The organism is Pseudomonas fluorescens (assembly GCF_902497855.1).
Taxonomy (GTDB): domain Bacteria; phylum Pseudomonadota; class Gammaproteobacteria; order Pseudomonadales; family Pseudomonadaceae; genus Aquipseudomonas; species Aquipseudomonas fluorescens_BI.
The window spans coordinates 66,666-82,270 of record NZ_CABVHU010000024.1; the positions used below are offsets into that span (position 1 = coordinate 66,666).

The window sequence follows — 15,605 nt, forward strand, 5'->3', positions numbered from 1 at the left end:
CATTAATGCTGGATGTGACGGCCTCTTCGCTGGCAAGCCAGCTCCCACAGGGTTTGAAGCGTTCGGGGGATTTGGGCTGATCCCGATACTGTAGGAGCCGGCTTGCTGGCGAAAGCGGCGTGTCAGGCAACATTAATGCTGGATGTGACGGCCTCTTCGCTGGCAAGCCAGCTCCCACAGGGTTTGAAGCGTTCGGGGGATTTGGGCTGATCCCGATACTGTAGGAGCCGGCTTGCTGGCGAAAGCGGCGTGTCAGGTAACATTAATGCTGGATGTGACGGCCTCTTCGCTGGCAAGCCAGCTCCTACAGGGTTTACGGTGTTCTGGGGATATGGGGTTATCCCTTTATCGTAGGAGCCGGTTGCTGGCGATGAACGATGACGCGGTTCGTCAGTGACCCTCAGTACAGCGCAGCAAACAACTTGCGCCGATACGTGGTCACCAGCGGGTGATCGTTGCCCAGCAGTTCGAACACCTGCAGCAACGTCTTGTGCGGCAAGCCTTCGCTGTAGCTGCGATTGCGGATGAACAGCTTGAGCAAGGCATCCAGCGCCGGGTCGTACTGCTGGCGGGCCAACTGCTGGATCGCCAGTTGGTACACCGCTTCATCGTCCTGCGGGTTTTTCGCCAGGCGCGCTTTCAGGTCCGCCGCATCCGGCAAGTCCCTGGCCTGGCCGAGGAACTGGATCTGTGCCTTGGCACCGGCCAGGGCCGCCTTGTGTTCATCGCTCTTGACCGCGTCGAGCACGATTTGCGCTTCGCCCAGCTCGCCTCGTTCGGTGAGGCAGCGGGCGTAGAGAATCAGCGCACCGGCGTTGCTGTTGTCTTCGCCCAGCAGCACCTTGAGCGCGGCTTCGGCGTCGGCAAAACGGTTGTCATCGAACAGTGCCTGAGCCTGTTCGAACGGATCGGCAGCCGCGGGCGGCGGCATCTGCACATGAGGTTCAAGCAGGGCGCGGACTGCGGATTCCGGTTGCGCACCGGCAAAACCGTCCACCGGCTGACCGTCCTTGAACAGCACGACCGTCGGCAGGCTGCGAATGCCGAAGCGCGAGACGATGTCCGGCTCGACGTCGCAATTGACCTTGGCCAGCAGCAACTCGCCCTGATAGCTCTCGGCGATGGTTTGCAGCATCGGCATCAGCGCCTTGCACGGCGCACACCATTCGGCCCAGAAATCCACCAGCACCGGTTTGTGGAAAGAGTTCTCGATCACCGATTGCTCGAAGTCGGCAGTCGTGGCGTCGAAGATGTACGGCGTTTCCTGACTCATGGGGGATCTCGTAAAAGCGTGGATGGGGCAACTATACGGCTTGGCGGGGTGTGGCCGGAAGCGGGGTGGCCTTGATCGTTCCCATGCTCCGCGTGGGAATGCCTCCAGTGACGCTCTGCGTCACGCCGTTCGATGGGACGCAGAGCGTCCCGAGGCTGCATTCCCACGCTGGAGCGTGGGAACGATCATGTCCGGGTGGCGTGATACAGGCTCACATGCCGGAACTCTTCGGGCTCGGCCAGATCGGGCAAGGTCAGCGCCTCCAGCATCTCGATGCGCCGATACAGCGGATGACGAAAATCCCTCACCCGCGAATCCGCCACCAAGGCTTCCCGGCCACGGCTCAGAAACTCGTCGAGCAGCGGCAGATTCGCCCGGTCATACAGCACATCGGCCACCAGAATCAGATCGAACCGATCCGCCTCGGCAAAGAAATCCGTCGAGTAGCTGAGCTGTACCTGATTGAGTTCGGCATTCGCCCGACACGCGGCGATCGCCAGCGGGTCGAGGTCACAAGCCACCACTTCCAGCGCCCCGGCCTTGACGGCGGCAATCCCCGCCACTCCGGAACCGGCGCCGAAATCCAGCACCCGCTTACCTTTGACCCATTCAGGGAATTGGGCAAGATAGCGCGCCACCGCCAGCCCGCTGGCCCAGCAGAAACTCCAGTACGGCGGCTCATGCAGAATCCGCCGGGTTTCTTCCGGGCTGAAGGCGCGGTCCATCTTGTCGCCGTCGATCAGCCAAAGTTGCAGTTCGGTATCCGGCAAGGCACAGGCCACCAGCTGTGCATCACCGAGCAGTCCGGCCAAGGCTTGTTGCAGGTCGAGCGGTGCAATCATGGTGCTTTGACGAATTGCAGTTGACCCATCGCCTGGGTCGTTGGCTGGGTGATGACTTGCGACGGCAGGTGCAAAATCAACTGGCCGGACTGGCTGGCGCGACCACGCAGTTCAACGCGGGCACCTGCCGGAAAGGATGCCGGGTTGAAACGCAGGCGAAACGGCAACACCTGGTTGGTGCCGATCAGGCTGGCGCTGGCGAGCAATTGTTGCGGGCGATCCAGATTGTCGATCACCAGCAGCGCCAGTTCGACTTCCGCGCCGGCCGGCACGCCTTGCAAGGTGCCGCTCAATTCGCGCTGATGCGCGGGCAACGGGCCGAGGTCGGCAGACTCCCTGGCTTTTTTCTGCGCCTGTTGCGGCGCCGGGCCGGGCTCCGGTGGCTGGGGCGCATCGCTGCTACAGGCCACCAGGAGGCTGAAAAGACTGAGCAAAATGAGTGGTCGTATGGACATTGGTGGCTCCAGCTGGGTGAAATCCATGGATCAAACGTTATAACCCGTCTGTATACCGCAAAGCCTATGGCTTGTCTTGCCACGGGGATGCGCTACCATGGCCCTCCCTTTTTTTGTTGCCTGCCACCATGCACTGTCCCTTCTGCGGTGCCAACGACACCAAGGTCATCGACTCGCGTCTGGTCGCCGAGGGCGAACAGGTGCGCCGCCGGCGCGAATGCCTGGCCTGCGGCGAGCGCTTCACGACGTTCGAGACGGCTGAACTGGTGTTGCCGCGCCTGATCAAAACCGACGGCAGTCGCCAGCCGTTCGACGAAGAAAAACTGCGCGCCGGCATGCAGCGTGCGCTGGAGAAGCGCCCGGTGAGTGTCGAGCGTCTCGAATCGTCGCTGGTGCACATCAAACATAAACTGCGCGCCACCGGCGAGCGCGAGGTCAAATCCCTCGTGGTCGGTGAGCTGGTGATGGCCGAGCTGCAAAAGCTCGACGAGGTCGCCTATATTCGCTTCGCCTCCGTGTATCGGCGCTTCCAGGACCTCAACGAGTTCCGCGAAGAGATCGATCGCCTGGCCCGTGAGCCGGTGAAAGAATGACCCTATCCCCAGAACAAGCCATCCTCGACGCCCATTACATGGCCCGTGCCCTGGAGCTGGCGCGCAAAGGCCACTACACGACGCACCCCAACCCACGGGTGGGCTGCGTGATCGTGCGTGACGGGCAAATCGTCGGCGAAGGCTGGCACGTGCGCACCGGCGAGCCCCATGCCGAAGTCCACGCCCTGCGCGCCGCTGGCGACAAGGCGCGGGGCGCCACGGCTTACGTGACCCTCGAACCTTGCAGCCATCACGGCCGCACGCCGCCCTGCGCCGATGCGCTGGTGAACGCCGGGCTGGCGCGGGTGGTTGCGGCGATGCAGGACCCGAACCCGGAAGTCGCCGGTCGCGGCCTGCAACGCCTGGCCCAGGCCGGCATCGCGACCGACAGCGGCGTGCTGGAAGGCGAGGCGCGCAAGCTCAATGAAGGCTTCCTCAAGCGCATGGAGCACGGCTTGCCGTTCGTGCGGGTCAAGTTGGCCATGAGCCTGGACGGTCGCACGGCGATGGAAAGCGGCGAAAGCCAGTGGATCACCGGCACAGCGGCGCGTTCGGCGGTGCAACGCCTGCGCGCCCAGGCCAGCGTGGTGCTGACCGGCGCCGACACGGTGCTGGCGGACAACGCCCGCTTGACCGTGCGTGCCGATGAATTGGGTCTGGACGCCGAGCAAACCGCTTTGGTGATGAGTCGTGCGCCGCTGCGCGTGCTGATCGACGGCCGTTTGCGGGTGCCGCTGGATGCGCCGTTCTTCAAGGCCGGACCGGCGCTGGTCGCCACCTGCATGGCCATCGAAGAGCAATACGCCAACGGCCCGGAATGCCTGATCGTGGCCGGTGCCGATGGCTTGGTAGACCTGCGCAAACTGCTGGTCGAACTCGCCCATCGTGGCGTCAACGAAGTATTGGTCGAAGCGGGTCCGCGTCTCGCCGGCGCCTTTGCCCGGCAGGGGCTGGTGGACGAATTCCAGATTTTCATCGCCGGCAAGTTTCTTGGCTCCTCGGCACGGCCGCTGCTGGACTGGCCGCTGGCGCAGATGAAAGACGCGCCCGAGCTCAAAATCACCGAAATCCGCGCGGTTGGCGATGATTGGCGAGTCATTGCCATTCCTGTGCCAGCAGCGAGCGTATAATTCCGGCCGCAGCCTAGCGACGGCCCTGTTCTCGAGGAGGACTCCATGTTTACCGGCATCATCGAATCCATCGGCAGTATTCGTGCATTGACCCCAAAAGGCGGAGATGTCCGGGTACACGTAGAAACCGGCAAGCTCGATTTGAGCGACGTCAAGCTGGGCGACAGCATCGCGGTCAACGGCGTATGCCTGACGGCGGTTGAACTGCCGGGCAACGGCTTTGCCGCGGACGTCAGCCGTGAAACCCTCGACTGCACCGCCATGAATGACCTGAAAAGCGGCAGCCCGGTCAACCTGGAAAAAGCCCTGACCCCGACCACGCGTCTGGGCGGGCACCTGGTCAGCGGTCACGTCGACGGCGTGGGCGAAGTGGTTGCCCGTACCGAAAACGCCCGGGCCGTGGAATTTCGCATCCGCGCCCCGAAAGACCTGGCCAAGTACATCGCCCATAAAGGCTCGATCACCGTCGACGGCACCAGCCTGACCGTGAACGCGGTCGATGGCGCCGAGTTCCTGCTGACGATCATTCCGCACACCCTGAGCGAAACCATCATGGCGTCTTACCAGCCAGGTCGCCGGGTGAATCTTGAAGTTGACTTGCTGGCACGTTATCTGGAACGCCTGTTGTTGGGCGACAAGGCCGCAGAGCCCAGCTCTACTTCTAAAGAGCCCAGTAACATCACCGAAAGCTTTCTGGCCCAAAACGGCTACCTCAAATCCTGAAGCTCAAATTTCGAAAGAAGGGGGGTGCCTTGTGGCGCTCAATAGCATCGAAGAACTGGTTGAAGATATCCGCCAAGGCAAGATGGTCATCCTCATGGATGACGAAGACCGCGAGAACGAAGGCGACCTGATCATGGCCGCCGAGTGCTGCCAGCCTGAACACATCAACTTCATGGCCAAGCACGCCCGTGGCCTGATCTGCATGCCGATGAGCCGCGAACGCTGCGAATTGCTGAAGCTGCCGTTGATGGCACCGCGCAACGGCTCCGGTTTCGGCACCAAGTTCACCGTGTCCATCGAAGCGGCCACCGGCGTGACCACCGGCATTTCGGCCGCCGACCGTGCGCGCACCGTGCAGGCCGCCGCCGCGAAAGACGCCAAGGCTGAAGACATCGTCAGTCCCGGCCACATTTTCCCGCTGATGGCCCAGGCCGGCGGTACCCTGGCCCGTGCCGGCCACACTGAAGCGGCGTGCGACCTGGCGCGCATGGCCGGTTTCGAGCCGAGCGGGGTGATCTGCGAAGTGATGAACGACGATGGCACCATGTCCCGTCGTGCCGAGCTTGAGGCTTTTGCGGCTGAACACAATATCAAGATCGGCACCATTGCCGACCTGATCCACTACCGGATGATCCACGAACGTACCGTTCAGCGGATTGCCGAGCAGCCATTGGATAGCGAACTGGGCCAATTCAACCTGGTGACCTATCGTGATTCCGTGGAAGGCGACGTGCACATGGCCCTGACCCTGGGCACCGTGTGCGGTGAAGAGCCGACCCTGGTCCGGGTGCACAACATGGACCCGCTGCGCGACCTGTTGATGGTCAAACAGCCTGGCCGCTGGAGCCTGCGCGCCGCCATGGCCGCGGTCGCCGAGGCCGGCAGCGGTGTGGTGCTGTTGCTCGGTCACCCGCTCGATGGCGACGTGTTGCTGGCGCACATCCGTGAAACCGCGGAGCACGTGCCGGCGAAAAAACCGACCACCTACAGCATCGTGGGTGCCGGTTCGCAGATCCTTCGGGACCTGGGCGTGCGTAAAATGCGCCTGATGAGTGCGCCGATGAAATTTAATGCGATATCCGGTTTCGATCTGGAAGTTGTAGAATACGTGCCCTCCGAATAATGACCGGCAGTTTGCGGGCCTGTATTCGCGGTTAACACATCACTGAGGGATGCGTAGAAAACGCATCCCGGCTCTTTAAGAGATCTAACGAATGACCCTGAAGACCATCGAAGGTACCTTCATCGCCCCTAAAGGCCGCTACGCTCTGGTAGTGGGCCGTTTCAACAGTTTCGTGGTTGAAAGCCTGGTCAGCGGTGCAGTTGATGCCCTGGTTCGCCATGGCGTGAGCGAAAGCGACATCACCATCATCCGTGCGCCTGGCGCCTTCGAAATCCCGCTGGTTGCGCAGAAAGTCGCTCAGAAAGGCGAGTTCGCGGCAATCATCGCCTTGGGCGCAGTCATTCGTGGCGGTACTCCGCACTTCGAATACGTGGCGGGCGAATGCACCAAGGGCCTGGCCCAGGTGTCCATGGAGTTCGGCGTACCGGTCGCTTTCGGCGTACTGACCGTTGATTCCATCGAACAAGCCATCGAACGTTCCGGCACCAAGGCCGGTAACAAAGGTGCTGAAGCTGCCCTGTCCGCTCTGGAAATGGTCAGCCTGCTGGCGCAGTTGGAGGCCAAGTGATTAGCGACGATAGCGATCGTTTCAACCCGCGCGATCCAAAGCCTGCGGATGCCGGCAAGCCATCGAAAAGCGTCAAGCGTCGCGAAGCCCGTCAGCTCGCGACCCAGGCGCTGTACCAGTGGCACATGGCCAAGCAATCTTTGAACGAGATCGAAGCGCAATTCCGGGTCGATAACGATTTCAGCGATGTCGACGGTGCCTACTTCCGTGAAATCCTGCACGGGGTTCCGGCGCAGAAGGACCGCATCGACGCCGCACTGGCGCCTTGCCTGGACATCACGATCGAGGAGCTGGACCCGGTTGAACTGGCGGTCCTGCGCCTGTCCACCTGGGAACTGCTCGAGCGCGTCGACGTGCCGTACCGCGTTGTGATCAACGAAGGTATCGAGCTGGCAAAAGTCTTCGGCTCCACCGACGGCCACAAGTTCGTCAACGGTGTGCTCGACAAGCTGGCCCCGCGTCTGCGTGAAGCTGAAGTGAAGGCGTTCAAGCGCTGATTCGCGCTTGAATGGCTGCCATGGGCGAATTTGAGCTGATCCGCAATTTCTTCGCCGCCGCGCCCTGTGCGCAAGGCGGCGAAGGCGTTGCCCTTGGGATCGGCGACGACTGCGCCTTGCTGGCTGTTCCCCCCGGGGAGCAGTTGGCGATTTCCACCGACACCCTCGTGGCCGGTGTGCATTTCGCAGACCCTTGCGACCCGTTTCTGCTCGGCCAGCGCTCGCTGGCCGTGGCCGTCAGCGATCTGGCTGCCATGGGCGCCACCCCCACCGCCTTTACCCTTGCCCTGACCTTGCCGACAGTGACCGCCGATTGGCTGGATGCCTACGCCCGAGGTTTGAACCTCATGGCGCAAAGCTGCGGTGTGGCACTGGTTGGCGGCGATACCACCCGTGGGCCCTTGAGCCTGACCATGACCGTGTTCGGGCGTGTGCCCAGTGGTTTGGCGTTGACCCGTAGCTGCGCGAGGCCAGGCGATTTGTTGTGCGTTGGCGGTGATTTGGGCAATGCCGCTGGCGCCTTGCCGCTGGTGCTCGGCCAGCGCACGGCTGAGCCGGCCATTGCCGATCCGCTGCTGGCGCATTACTGGTCGCCGCAACCGCAGCTCGGGCTGGGCATGGCGTTGCGGGGCAAGGCGACCTCGGCGCTGGACATCTCCGACGGCTTGCTCGCCGACTGTGGGCATATCGCTCTCGCATCGAAGGTGGGCATTGAAGTTGAACGGCACCGTTTGCCGCTGTCGAAGGCTTTGGTGGCCTTGCTGGGTCAGTCGGGCGCCGAAACGGCAGCGCTCAGCGGCGGTGACGATTACGTGCTGGCCTTCACCTTGCCGTCCGTCGAGTTAGCACCCTTGCTGGCTGACGGCTGGCCGATCCACGTGGTCGGACGGGTCATCGCGGGGCAGGGCGTGACATTGCTGGATGCCGACGGACAAGACATCACCCCGCAAACCCGGGGCTATCAACATTTTCGGGAGACACCGTGACAGATCATCCCAATCAAGTCCCGGCGGAATTCGTACCGCCCTCTGTCTGGCGCAACCCCTGGCATTTCATCGCATTCGGCTTCGGTTCGGGCACCCTGCCAAAAGCACCGGGCACCTGGGGTTCGTTAGTTGCGCTACCCTTTATTCCGTTGTGGCAAATGCTGCCCGACTGGGGTTACTGGCTGATGCTGGGCATCACCATGCTGTTCGGCTTCTGGCTGTGCGGCAAGGTGGCCGACGATTTGCGGGTGCACGACCACGAAGGCATCGTCTGGGACGAAATGGTCGGGATGTGGATCACGCTGTGGCTGGTACCGGAAGGTTGGTATTGGTTGCTGGCAGGTTTTCTGGTATTTCGCTTCTTCGATATCCTCAAGCCGTGGCCTATTCACTGGATAGACAAGCATGTGCACGGTGGCGTCGGGATCATGCTCGACGATGTGTTGGCCGGGGTGTTTGCGTGGTTGGCGATGCAGGGGCTGGTATGGATTTTCGCCTGAGTGGCGGAACAGGGGACTAGGGATGGCTCGACGCTGGTGGCTGGTGATGGTGTTCGCGATGTTGGGTGCGCTTGCCCAGGCGGCGGATGAGCCGACGACCCCCTCGGTGATTCATCTGGCCAGCGAAGACTGGGAAGACTACACCGCCGCTGACGGTCACGGTCTGGGCTGGGACGTGTTGCGCGAGGTGTTCGAGCCGGCCGGGGTCAAGCTGGATATCCGTACCGAGCCCTACGTGCGTTCCATGGGGCTGGCCCAGCGGGGCGAAGTGGACGCCTGTGTCGGCTCCTATCGCGACGAGACCAGCGATTTGCTCTACCCGCGCTGGAGCTTCGATACCGATCACATCTATGCCCTGGGGCTGGCCAGCAATCCGGCCCCGACTCCGGAAACCCTGGGCAACTATCGACTGGCCTGGGTCCGCGGCTACGATTATCAGGACTACCTGCCCAACGTGCGTCGCTACAACGAAGTCCTGCGGCGTACCGGAATCCTGTCGATGCTGGTTCACAATCGCGCCGACTTCTACATCGATGCGCTGACCGAGGTCGACTACGTCGTCAAGCGGGCCAGGGATCCCTCGCAGTTCCGGCGCACCCATATAGCGGAGTTGCCGCTGTACCTGTGCTTCGCCGATACGCCCAGGGCCCGTGCATTGATGGCGCTGTTCGACCAACGCATGGAACAATTGGTGAAAAGCGGCCGGCTGAAACCGATTTTCGAGCGCTGGAAGCAGCCTTATCCATTTGATTCGAATTGAACACGGCTCTTGAAACTGGCGATCAACCTACTGTAGGAGCGAGCTTGCTCGCGATGGAGTGTCAGTCGATACCTGCGTATCTGATACACCATCGCGAGCAAGCTTGCTCCTACAGGTCGTAATGCGGATTCAGTGATCAAACATTTTGATCGTTATGCCCCATAATTCAGCCTAAGCGTCCGCTGGAACCTGCTGTTACAATGCCGCGTCTGCGAATCTCCAGTACCTATAGATCAGGAGCACACCGGTGCCTGTCGTTTTTGTCGCCGCTTCCAAGCTGCCAACGCCTTTTGCGAATTTCACCATGCACGGCTTTCTCGATGAGGAAAACGGACGCGAGCACGTCGTGCTGAGTCTGGGTGAGTTCGTTGACGGTGCCCCGGTACTCGGCCGGTTGCACTCCGAATGCCTGACGGGCGATGCCTTGTTCAGCCAGCGCTGCGATTGCGGCTCGCAGCTCGAAGCCGCCTTGCAGGCCATCGCCCGTGAAGGCCGTGGCGTGTTGCTGTACTTGCGTCAGGAAGGCCGTGGCATTGGCTTGCTGAACAAGATCCGCGCCTATGAATTGCAGGATGGCGGTGCCGACACCGTCGAAGCCAACGAACGCCTGGGCTTTGCCGCCGACCAGCGCGATTACGCCATGTGCCTGCCGATGCTGCAGCACCTGGGCGTGGAATCCCTGCGTTTGATGACCAACAACCCACGCAAGGTCAAGGCCTTGACCGACATGGGTATCGTGGTCGCCGAGCGCGTACCGCTGCACACCGGCCACAATCCGCACAACAAACTCTACCTGGCCACCAAGGCCAGCAAGCTCGACCACATGATGGGCAACGAGCACCAGGGCGAGGTAGACCGGGCGTGACCCGCGGTCAGGTGCGGCGGCGTCTGTCCGTCAATTGGTGGCAATACCTGGCGCTGGCCCTGGTGCCACTGCTTGTGATCAACGGCGTGTTTGGCCAGGGCGAGGCGATCCTGCCGGTGCTGGCGATGCCCTTGTTCATCGCTGGTGTGGCCTCGATGTTTGTCAGCCTGAAATTCTTTGGTGGCTACAAGCACGGGCTGATCGCCACCCAGAAAGCCCTCGATACCCCTGAAGAGCCTGCCGCCTGGATTGCCCTGGCCGCCAAGCGTCGTACCGCCTTCCTGGTCGCCGCTCTGCCGGCCTGGATAGGTGCGTTGGCGGTGTTCGTCGGCCTTGAAGCGGTGCCACTGATGCTGCTGGCGCTGTCGACCCTGGTGCTGTTCTACCTCTACCGTATTCCGCGTCAACTCGGTTGATGCGCAGCGTCTGGCTGGCGGTGTTGCTGCTGGCCGTCAGCGGCTCGGCGACCGCGGTCGAGCGCGTGGTCAGCCTGGCGCCATCGCTGTCCGAAATCGTCGTCGAACTGGGCTCAGCCGATCTGCTGGTGGGTGTGCTGGATGCCGGTGAACGTCCTGCCGAACTCAAGGATATCCCGTCCGTTGGCCGCTATGGTCAGTTGGACATGGAGCAGCTGCTCAGCCTGAAACCCGACTTGTTGTTGCTCTGGCCCGGCAGTGTCGGTCCGGCCCAGCGTGAGCAGCTCAAGCGGCTGAACATACCGACCTACGTCGCCGAACCCCACACCTTCGAACAACTCACCGCGCAGATCGAGGCGATTGCCACGCAACTCGGCAGGCCGCAGCGTGGTGTTTCATTGGCTGGGAGTTTGCGTCAGCAACTGGATTCGTTGCGTCAGCGCTATCGTCGGGATGAGCCGTTGCAGGTGTTTTACCAGGTCTGGGATCGGCCGCTGTATACCGTCGGCGGCGGGCAGATCATCAGTGATGCGCTAGAGGTGTGCGGCGCGCGCAATGTGTTTGCCGACCTGGCATTGCCAGCACCTCAAGTCAGTATCGAAGCGGTGTTGCAGCGCAATCCCGAGGTAATTCTGGCTGCTGATCAGGCGCAGCTCGATGCATGGAAAGTGTGGCCGCAGGTGGCGGCGGTGGCGCAGGGGCAGTTGTTGTTGGTGACGGACAGGGGCCTGGAACGGCCGAGTGGGCAGATGATCGAGGCGACTGCCAAGCTTTGTCAGTTGATTGCGCCTGACCGCTGAGACCAAGGTGCCTGCTTCGCGAGCAAGCCCGCTCCCACATTGGATTTGTGGTGCACAGAGATCCAGTGTGGGAGCGGGCTTGCTCGCGAAGAGGCCGGTTAACGCACCGCAAATCCTTGATCAGATCTCAGGCGTCCAGGTCATCCCGAACATCCACGCCCGACCTTCCTCGCGATACCCATACTGACTACTGTCATGGCTGTACAGCGCCCGGCTGTAACCCTTGTCCAGCAGGTTATCCACCTTCAGCTCAAGCTTTACCTCGCGATTCAGCTCCCAACTGCTGCGCAACCCCAGCAAGGCATACCCACCCAATGGCTGCTGGTTATCCTCGTCGTCATAGCTGCTGCTCACCGCCTGCCAGCTGGCGCCGAGGCCCAGACGGTCGAACTGCCGATCCAGATCCAGGCTCAAGGTCCGCCGCGCACGTCGGGCCAACGTGTGGCCACTGTCGCGATCCCTTGGGTCGATGATTGCCATGCCGAGGTTGCCCTGCCAGCCGAACAATTCCTGCTTCAATGCCGCTTCAAACCCATTGATCCGGGCGGAGGCAACGTTCTGCGGCCGTGAGTTGCTGCCGAAAATAATCGCGTTTTCCAGGTCCGTGCGATACAGCGAAGCTTCCAGCCGGCTGCTTTCAGTCAGCTGACTACGCCATTGCAGCTCATAGCTTTTCGAGGTCTCGGGCTTGAGATCCGGGTTGCTGAAGTCCGGGTAGTACAGGTCATTGAAGGTCGGTGCGCGGAAGCCTTCGCTGTAGGTCAGCAACAGGTCGTTGTCCGGGGCCACCGGCAGGGTGAAGGTGCCGCTCCAGCTGTTCTGGCCGCCGAACTGCTGGTTCTGGTCGCGGCGCAATCCCAGTTCCGTGGAAAAACTGTCCGCCTGATAGCGATGCTGGATAAACGCCGCGCGGTTCCAGCGACTGTCTTCGTCGAAGGGGGTGCTGCTGTTGATGCGGTCTTCGTACCAGTCGCCGCCGAGGATCAGGCTGTTGCGGTCGTTCAGGGTCAGATCGTTCTGCCAGTTCACCGAGTCGCGATAGGTGTTGAACACGCTGCGCTCCTCGCTGAGCTTGTCGAGTGTCTTCTCGCGGTTTTCGCTGTGGCCGACTTCGACGCGGGTTTTCCACACCTCGTTGATCTTCGCGTCAAGGTAACTGCTGACACCACTGACCGTGAATTCGTTGTAGGGCTGTTCCTGAACCGATTCGAACGTGGTCATATCGAAGCGGCCGAACGGATTGTCGAACGCGCTTTTGCCGCGGTTATCGAGGACGTTGGCGCCGATCTCGATGTCATCGGTGAGGGCGTGACTCAGGCTCAAACTGACCGATTTGTTGCGGTATTCGTCGTGATCGCCGTCGCTGGGATACGACGCGTGGGTGCGATTGATCCCGGCGGTTTCATCGAGGCTGGCGCCGAGGTTGAAGCGGGTTTTCTCATCGCCACCCGACAAACCGAGGCTGCGCTCCCACGTCTGGTTGCTGCCAAAGCCCACGTGCAGCTGCGGATGCAGGCCTTGTTCGCCGCCACGACGGGTAAATATCTGAATGACCCCGCCAATCGCATCGCTGCCGTAAATCACCGAACGCGAGCCACGCAGCACTTCCAAGCGCTCGACTTGCTCGATATTGATGTGTTGCAGGTTGCTGTCGCCGGAGGTGGAGTTGCCGATGCGTTGGCCGTCCACCAGCACCAGGCTCTGCGCCGACTTGGTTCCGCGTATGTACACCCCCGGCAAGCTACCGCGCCCGCCGGTTTGCCCGATCTGCACCCCCGGTACCCGACGCAACAGATCCGTGACGCTGCCCGGTTGCAAGCGATCGATGTCTTCGCGGGTGAACACGGTATTGGCGGCGCTGCTGTCGTTGCGGGCTTCGACCTGGCGGTTGGCACTGATCAGCACGTCGGGCAGCTTCAGGGCCTGGTCGCGTTCGAAGGTGTCGGCCAGGAGTGGGCCGGACGGCAGAAGGGTCAGCGTCAGGGCGAGGCGGGAGAAATTCATGGGTTATTCGTAGAAATCGAAGAAAACTCGGTCCCCCTGTAGGAGCTGGCTTGCCAGCGAAGCTTCTGGCGTCTGCGAGGACGCCTTCGCCAGCAAGCCGGCTCCTACAGGGAGCGATTGGGTTTACAAATTGAGCAGCTGCAGGCGCTGACGAATCGATGCTTCGATCCCGGCCTCGTCCAACCCGCACTCAGCCAGCATCTGCGCAGGCTTGGCGTGTTCAACGTAGCTATCCGGCAAGCCCAGATGCAGCACCGACTTGAGGATGTTTTCCCGGGCAAGGAACTCGCTGACCGCGCCACCGGCACCGCCCATGATCGCGTTCTCTTCGACGGTCACCAACAGCTCGTGGCTGCTGGCGATCTCGCGAACCAGTGCTTCATCCAGCGGTTTGACGAAGCGCATGTCGACCACGGTCGCATCCAGCGTCTGGGCGACTTTCAGCGCCTCGGCCAGTTGCACGCCGAACACCAGCAGAGCGACCTTGCTGCCTTGGCGGCGAATCACGCCCTTGCCGATTTCGATCGGTTCGAGGTCTTTCTCGATCGTCGCGTTCGGGCCGGAGCCACGCGGATAACGCACCGCCGCCGGGCCGTCGAACAGGTGGCCGGTGGTGAGCATCTTCCGCAGTTCGTTTTCGTCGCTCGGTGTCATCACCAGCATGCCGGGGATGCAGCGCAGGAACGACAGGTCGAAACTGCCCGCGTGGGTCGGGCCGTCTTCGCCCACCAAACCTGCGCGGTCGATGGCAAACAGCACATCGAGATTTTGCACCGCCACGTCATGCACCAGTTGGTCGTAACCCCGTTGCAAAAACGTCGAATAGATCGCCACCACCGGTTTCGCGCCTTCGCACGCCATGCCGGCGGCGAAGGTCACGGCGTGTTGCTCGGCAATCGCCACGTCGAAGTAGCGCTGCGGGAAACGTTCGCTGAACGCCACCAGGTCGGAGCCTTCTTTCATCGCCGGGGTGATGCCCACCAACCGCGAGTCGGCGGCGGCCATGTCGCACAGCCATTCGCCGAACACGCCGGAATACTTCGGCCCGCTGGCTTTTTTCGGCGCAGCGGCCGGCGCGTCCACCGGTTCGAGCTTGGTGATGGCGTGGTAGCCGATCGGGTCGACTTCCGCCGGGGCGAAGCCTTTGCCTTTTTTGGTCACCACGTGCAGGAACTGCGGACCTTTCAGGTCGCGCATGTTGCGCAGGGTGGCGATCAGGGTCGGCAGGTCGTGGCCATCGATCGGGCCGATGTAGTTCCAGCCCAGCTCTTCGAACAGCGTGCCGGGCACCAGCATGCCTTTGGCGTATTCTTCGGTGCGACGAGCGATTTCCCAAGCGCCGGGCAGGCGCGACAGGACCTTTTTGCTGCCTTCGCGCATGCTCGCGTAAGTGCGGCTGGAAAGGATCTTCGCCAGGTAATTCGACAGCCCGCCAACGTTGCGCGAGATCGACATGTCGTTGTCGTTGAGGATCACCAGCATGTTGGCGTTCACTTCCGGCGCGTGGTTCAGCGCCTCGAACGCCATGCCGGCGGTCAATGCACCATCGCCGATCACGGCAATCGCCTTGCGATCACTGTTCTGCAGGCGGGCGGCAATGGCCATGCCCAGCGCTGCGCTGATCGAGGTGCTGGAGTGGCCGACGCCAAAGGTGTCGTACTCGCTCTCTGAGCGACGCGGGAAGGCCGCGACGCCATCCTTCTGGCGCAGGGTGCCCATGCGCTCGCGACGGCCCGTGAGGATTTTGTGCGGATAGGCCTGATGACCCACGTCCCACACCAGCCGGTCGTCCGGGGTGTCGAAAACGTAATGCAGCGCGATGGTCAGCTCGATGACGCCCAGGCCGGCGCCGAAATGCCCGCCGGTCTGACCGACCGTGTAGAGCAATTCCAGGCGCAACTCATCGGCCAGGGTTTCCAGCTCGGCTTCGCCTAACCGGCGCAGGCCGTCCGGCGTGTTGGCACGGTCGAGCAGGGGCGTGGTCGGGCGCTTGCGGGGAATCTCATGAAACGTCGTGGGCATCAGGCGAATCGTTATAGGTATAAAAGATGCGGCAGTTTACCTGATGCA

General features: G+C 62.0%; 17 protein-coding genes. 12 read left to right on the forward strand and 5 right to left on the reverse strand.

The annotated features are described in order from the left end of the window. Positions 1 to 400: 400 nt before the first annotated feature. The 3 genes from trxA to F8N96_RS31665 all read right to left on the reverse strand — a co-directional run bounded on the left by trxA (position 401) and on the right by F8N96_RS31665 (position 2,570). Positions 401 to 1,273 carry a thioredoxin gene (gene trxA / locus F8N96_RS31655; protein WP_150801119.1) on the reverse strand — a complete coding sequence of 291 codons (873 nt, stop codon included), beginning with the start codon at positions 1,271 to 1,273 and terminating at the stop codon, positions 401 to 403. A 185-nt stretch (positions 1,274 to 1,458) separates the two neighbouring features. Continuing rightward, the gene (locus tag F8N96_RS31660) at positions 1,459 to 2,115 is read right to left on the reverse strand and encodes a class I SAM-dependent methyltransferase (protein ID WP_150801120.1); all 657 of its coding nucleotides are present in this window, start codon (positions 2,113 to 2,115) and stop codon (positions 1,459 to 1,461) included. After that, complete coding sequence (locus tag F8N96_RS31665) at positions 2,112 to 2,570, reverse strand: YbaY family lipoprotein (RefSeq protein ID WP_150766936.1); 459 nt, start codon at positions 2,568 to 2,570, stop codon at positions 2,112 to 2,114. Before F8N96_RS31665 ends, F8N96_RS31660 begins: the two co-directional genes overlap by 4 nt. Before the next feature lie 128 nt (positions 2,571 to 2,698). On the opposite strand from F8N96_RS31665, the gene nrdR reads away from it, so the two are divergent. From nrdR to F8N96_RS31725, 12 genes are all read left to right on the forward strand, one after another. Next, a complete protein-coding gene (gene nrdR / locus F8N96_RS31670) occupies positions 2,699 to 3,163 on the forward strand; it encodes a transcriptional regulator NrdR (protein ID WP_003228656.1) in 465 nt (154 codons plus the stop codon). After that, the gene (gene ribD, locus F8N96_RS31675; RefSeq protein ID WP_150801121.1) at positions 3,160 to 4,293 is read left to right on the forward strand and encodes a bifunctional diaminohydroxyphosphoribosylaminopyrimidine deaminase/5-amino-6-(5-phosphoribosylamino)uracil reductase RibD; all 1,134 of its coding nucleotides are present in this window, start codon (positions 3,160 to 3,162) and stop codon (positions 4,291 to 4,293) included. The genes nrdR and ribD overlap by 4 nt, the downstream gene beginning before the upstream one ends. 45 nt (positions 4,294 to 4,338) lie before the next feature. Beyond that, entirely contained in the window at positions 4,339 to 5,016 is a 678-nt protein-coding gene (locus F8N96_RS31680) for a riboflavin synthase (protein ID WP_150801122.1), read from the forward strand. A 31-nt stretch (positions 5,017 to 5,047) separates the two neighbouring features. After that, the gene (ribBA, locus tag F8N96_RS31685; protein WP_064680021.1) at positions 5,048 to 6,139 is read left to right on the forward strand and encodes a bifunctional 3,4-dihydroxy-2-butanone-4-phosphate synthase/GTP cyclohydrolase II; all 1,092 of its coding nucleotides are present in this window, start codon (positions 5,048 to 5,050) and stop codon (positions 6,137 to 6,139) included. 91 nt (positions 6,140 to 6,230) lie between these two features. Beyond that, positions 6,231 to 6,707: a 6,7-dimethyl-8-ribityllumazine synthase gene (ribE, locus tag F8N96_RS31690; RefSeq protein ID WP_003228649.1), complete on the forward strand. Its 477-nt coding sequence runs from the start codon at positions 6,231 to 6,233 to the stop codon at positions 6,705 to 6,707. Further along, a complete protein-coding gene (gene nusB, locus F8N96_RS31695; RefSeq protein WP_038981348.1) occupies positions 6,704 to 7,204 on the forward strand; it encodes a transcription antitermination factor NusB in 501 nt (166 codons plus the stop codon). The genes ribE and nusB overlap by 4 nt, the downstream gene beginning before the upstream one ends. A gap of 20 nt (positions 7,205 to 7,224) precedes the next feature. Continuing rightward, positions 7,225 to 8,190 (forward strand): thiamine-phosphate kinase, encoded by a 966-nt coding sequence (gene thiL / locus F8N96_RS31700; protein ID WP_150801123.1) that lies wholly within the window; start codon positions 7,225 to 7,227, stop codon positions 8,188 to 8,190. Beyond that, positions 8,187 to 8,690, forward strand: coding sequence for a phosphatidylglycerophosphatase A (locus F8N96_RS31705; RefSeq protein WP_064680019.1), 504 nt, complete (start codon positions 8,187 to 8,189; stop codon positions 8,688 to 8,690). The genes thiL and F8N96_RS31705 overlap by 4 nt, the downstream gene beginning before the upstream one ends. A 22-nt stretch (positions 8,691 to 8,712) precedes the next feature. Beyond that, complete coding sequence (locus F8N96_RS31710; protein ID WP_150766932.1) at positions 8,713 to 9,450, forward strand: substrate-binding periplasmic protein; 738 nt, start codon at positions 8,713 to 8,715, stop codon at positions 9,448 to 9,450. A gap of 247 nt (positions 9,451 to 9,697) precedes the next feature. Continuing rightward, positions 9,698 to 10,315: a GTP cyclohydrolase II gene (gene ribA, locus F8N96_RS31715; RefSeq protein ID WP_150801124.1), complete on the forward strand. Its 618-nt coding sequence runs from the start codon at positions 9,698 to 9,700 to the stop codon at positions 10,313 to 10,315. Then, entirely contained in the window at positions 10,312 to 10,731 is a 420-nt protein-coding gene (locus F8N96_RS31720) for an MFS transporter (RefSeq protein ID WP_150801125.1), read from the forward strand. Before ribA ends, F8N96_RS31720 begins: the two co-directional genes overlap by 4 nt. Beyond that, entirely contained in the window at positions 10,731 to 11,531 is an 801-nt protein-coding gene (locus F8N96_RS31725; RefSeq protein ID WP_150801126.1) for a cobalamin-binding protein, read from the forward strand. The genes F8N96_RS31720 and F8N96_RS31725 overlap by 1 nt, the downstream gene beginning before the upstream one ends. 120 nt (positions 11,532 to 11,651) lie before the next feature. Here the strand turns inward: F8N96_RS31725 and F8N96_RS31730 are convergent, their stop codons facing one another. Together F8N96_RS31730 and dxs are read right to left on the reverse strand one after the other, a co-directional pair. Next, positions 11,652 to 13,535, reverse strand: a complete 1,884-nt coding sequence (locus F8N96_RS31730; protein WP_150801127.1) for a TonB-dependent receptor domain-containing protein — start codon at positions 13,533 to 13,535, stop codon at positions 11,652 to 11,654. A gap of 123 nt (positions 13,536 to 13,658) precedes the next feature. Continuing rightward, positions 13,659 to 15,557 (reverse strand): 1-deoxy-D-xylulose-5-phosphate synthase, encoded by a 1,899-nt coding sequence (gene dxs, locus F8N96_RS31735; RefSeq protein ID WP_150766927.1) that lies wholly within the window; start codon positions 15,555 to 15,557, stop codon positions 13,659 to 13,661. Positions 15,558 to 15,605: the final 48 nt, after the last annotated feature.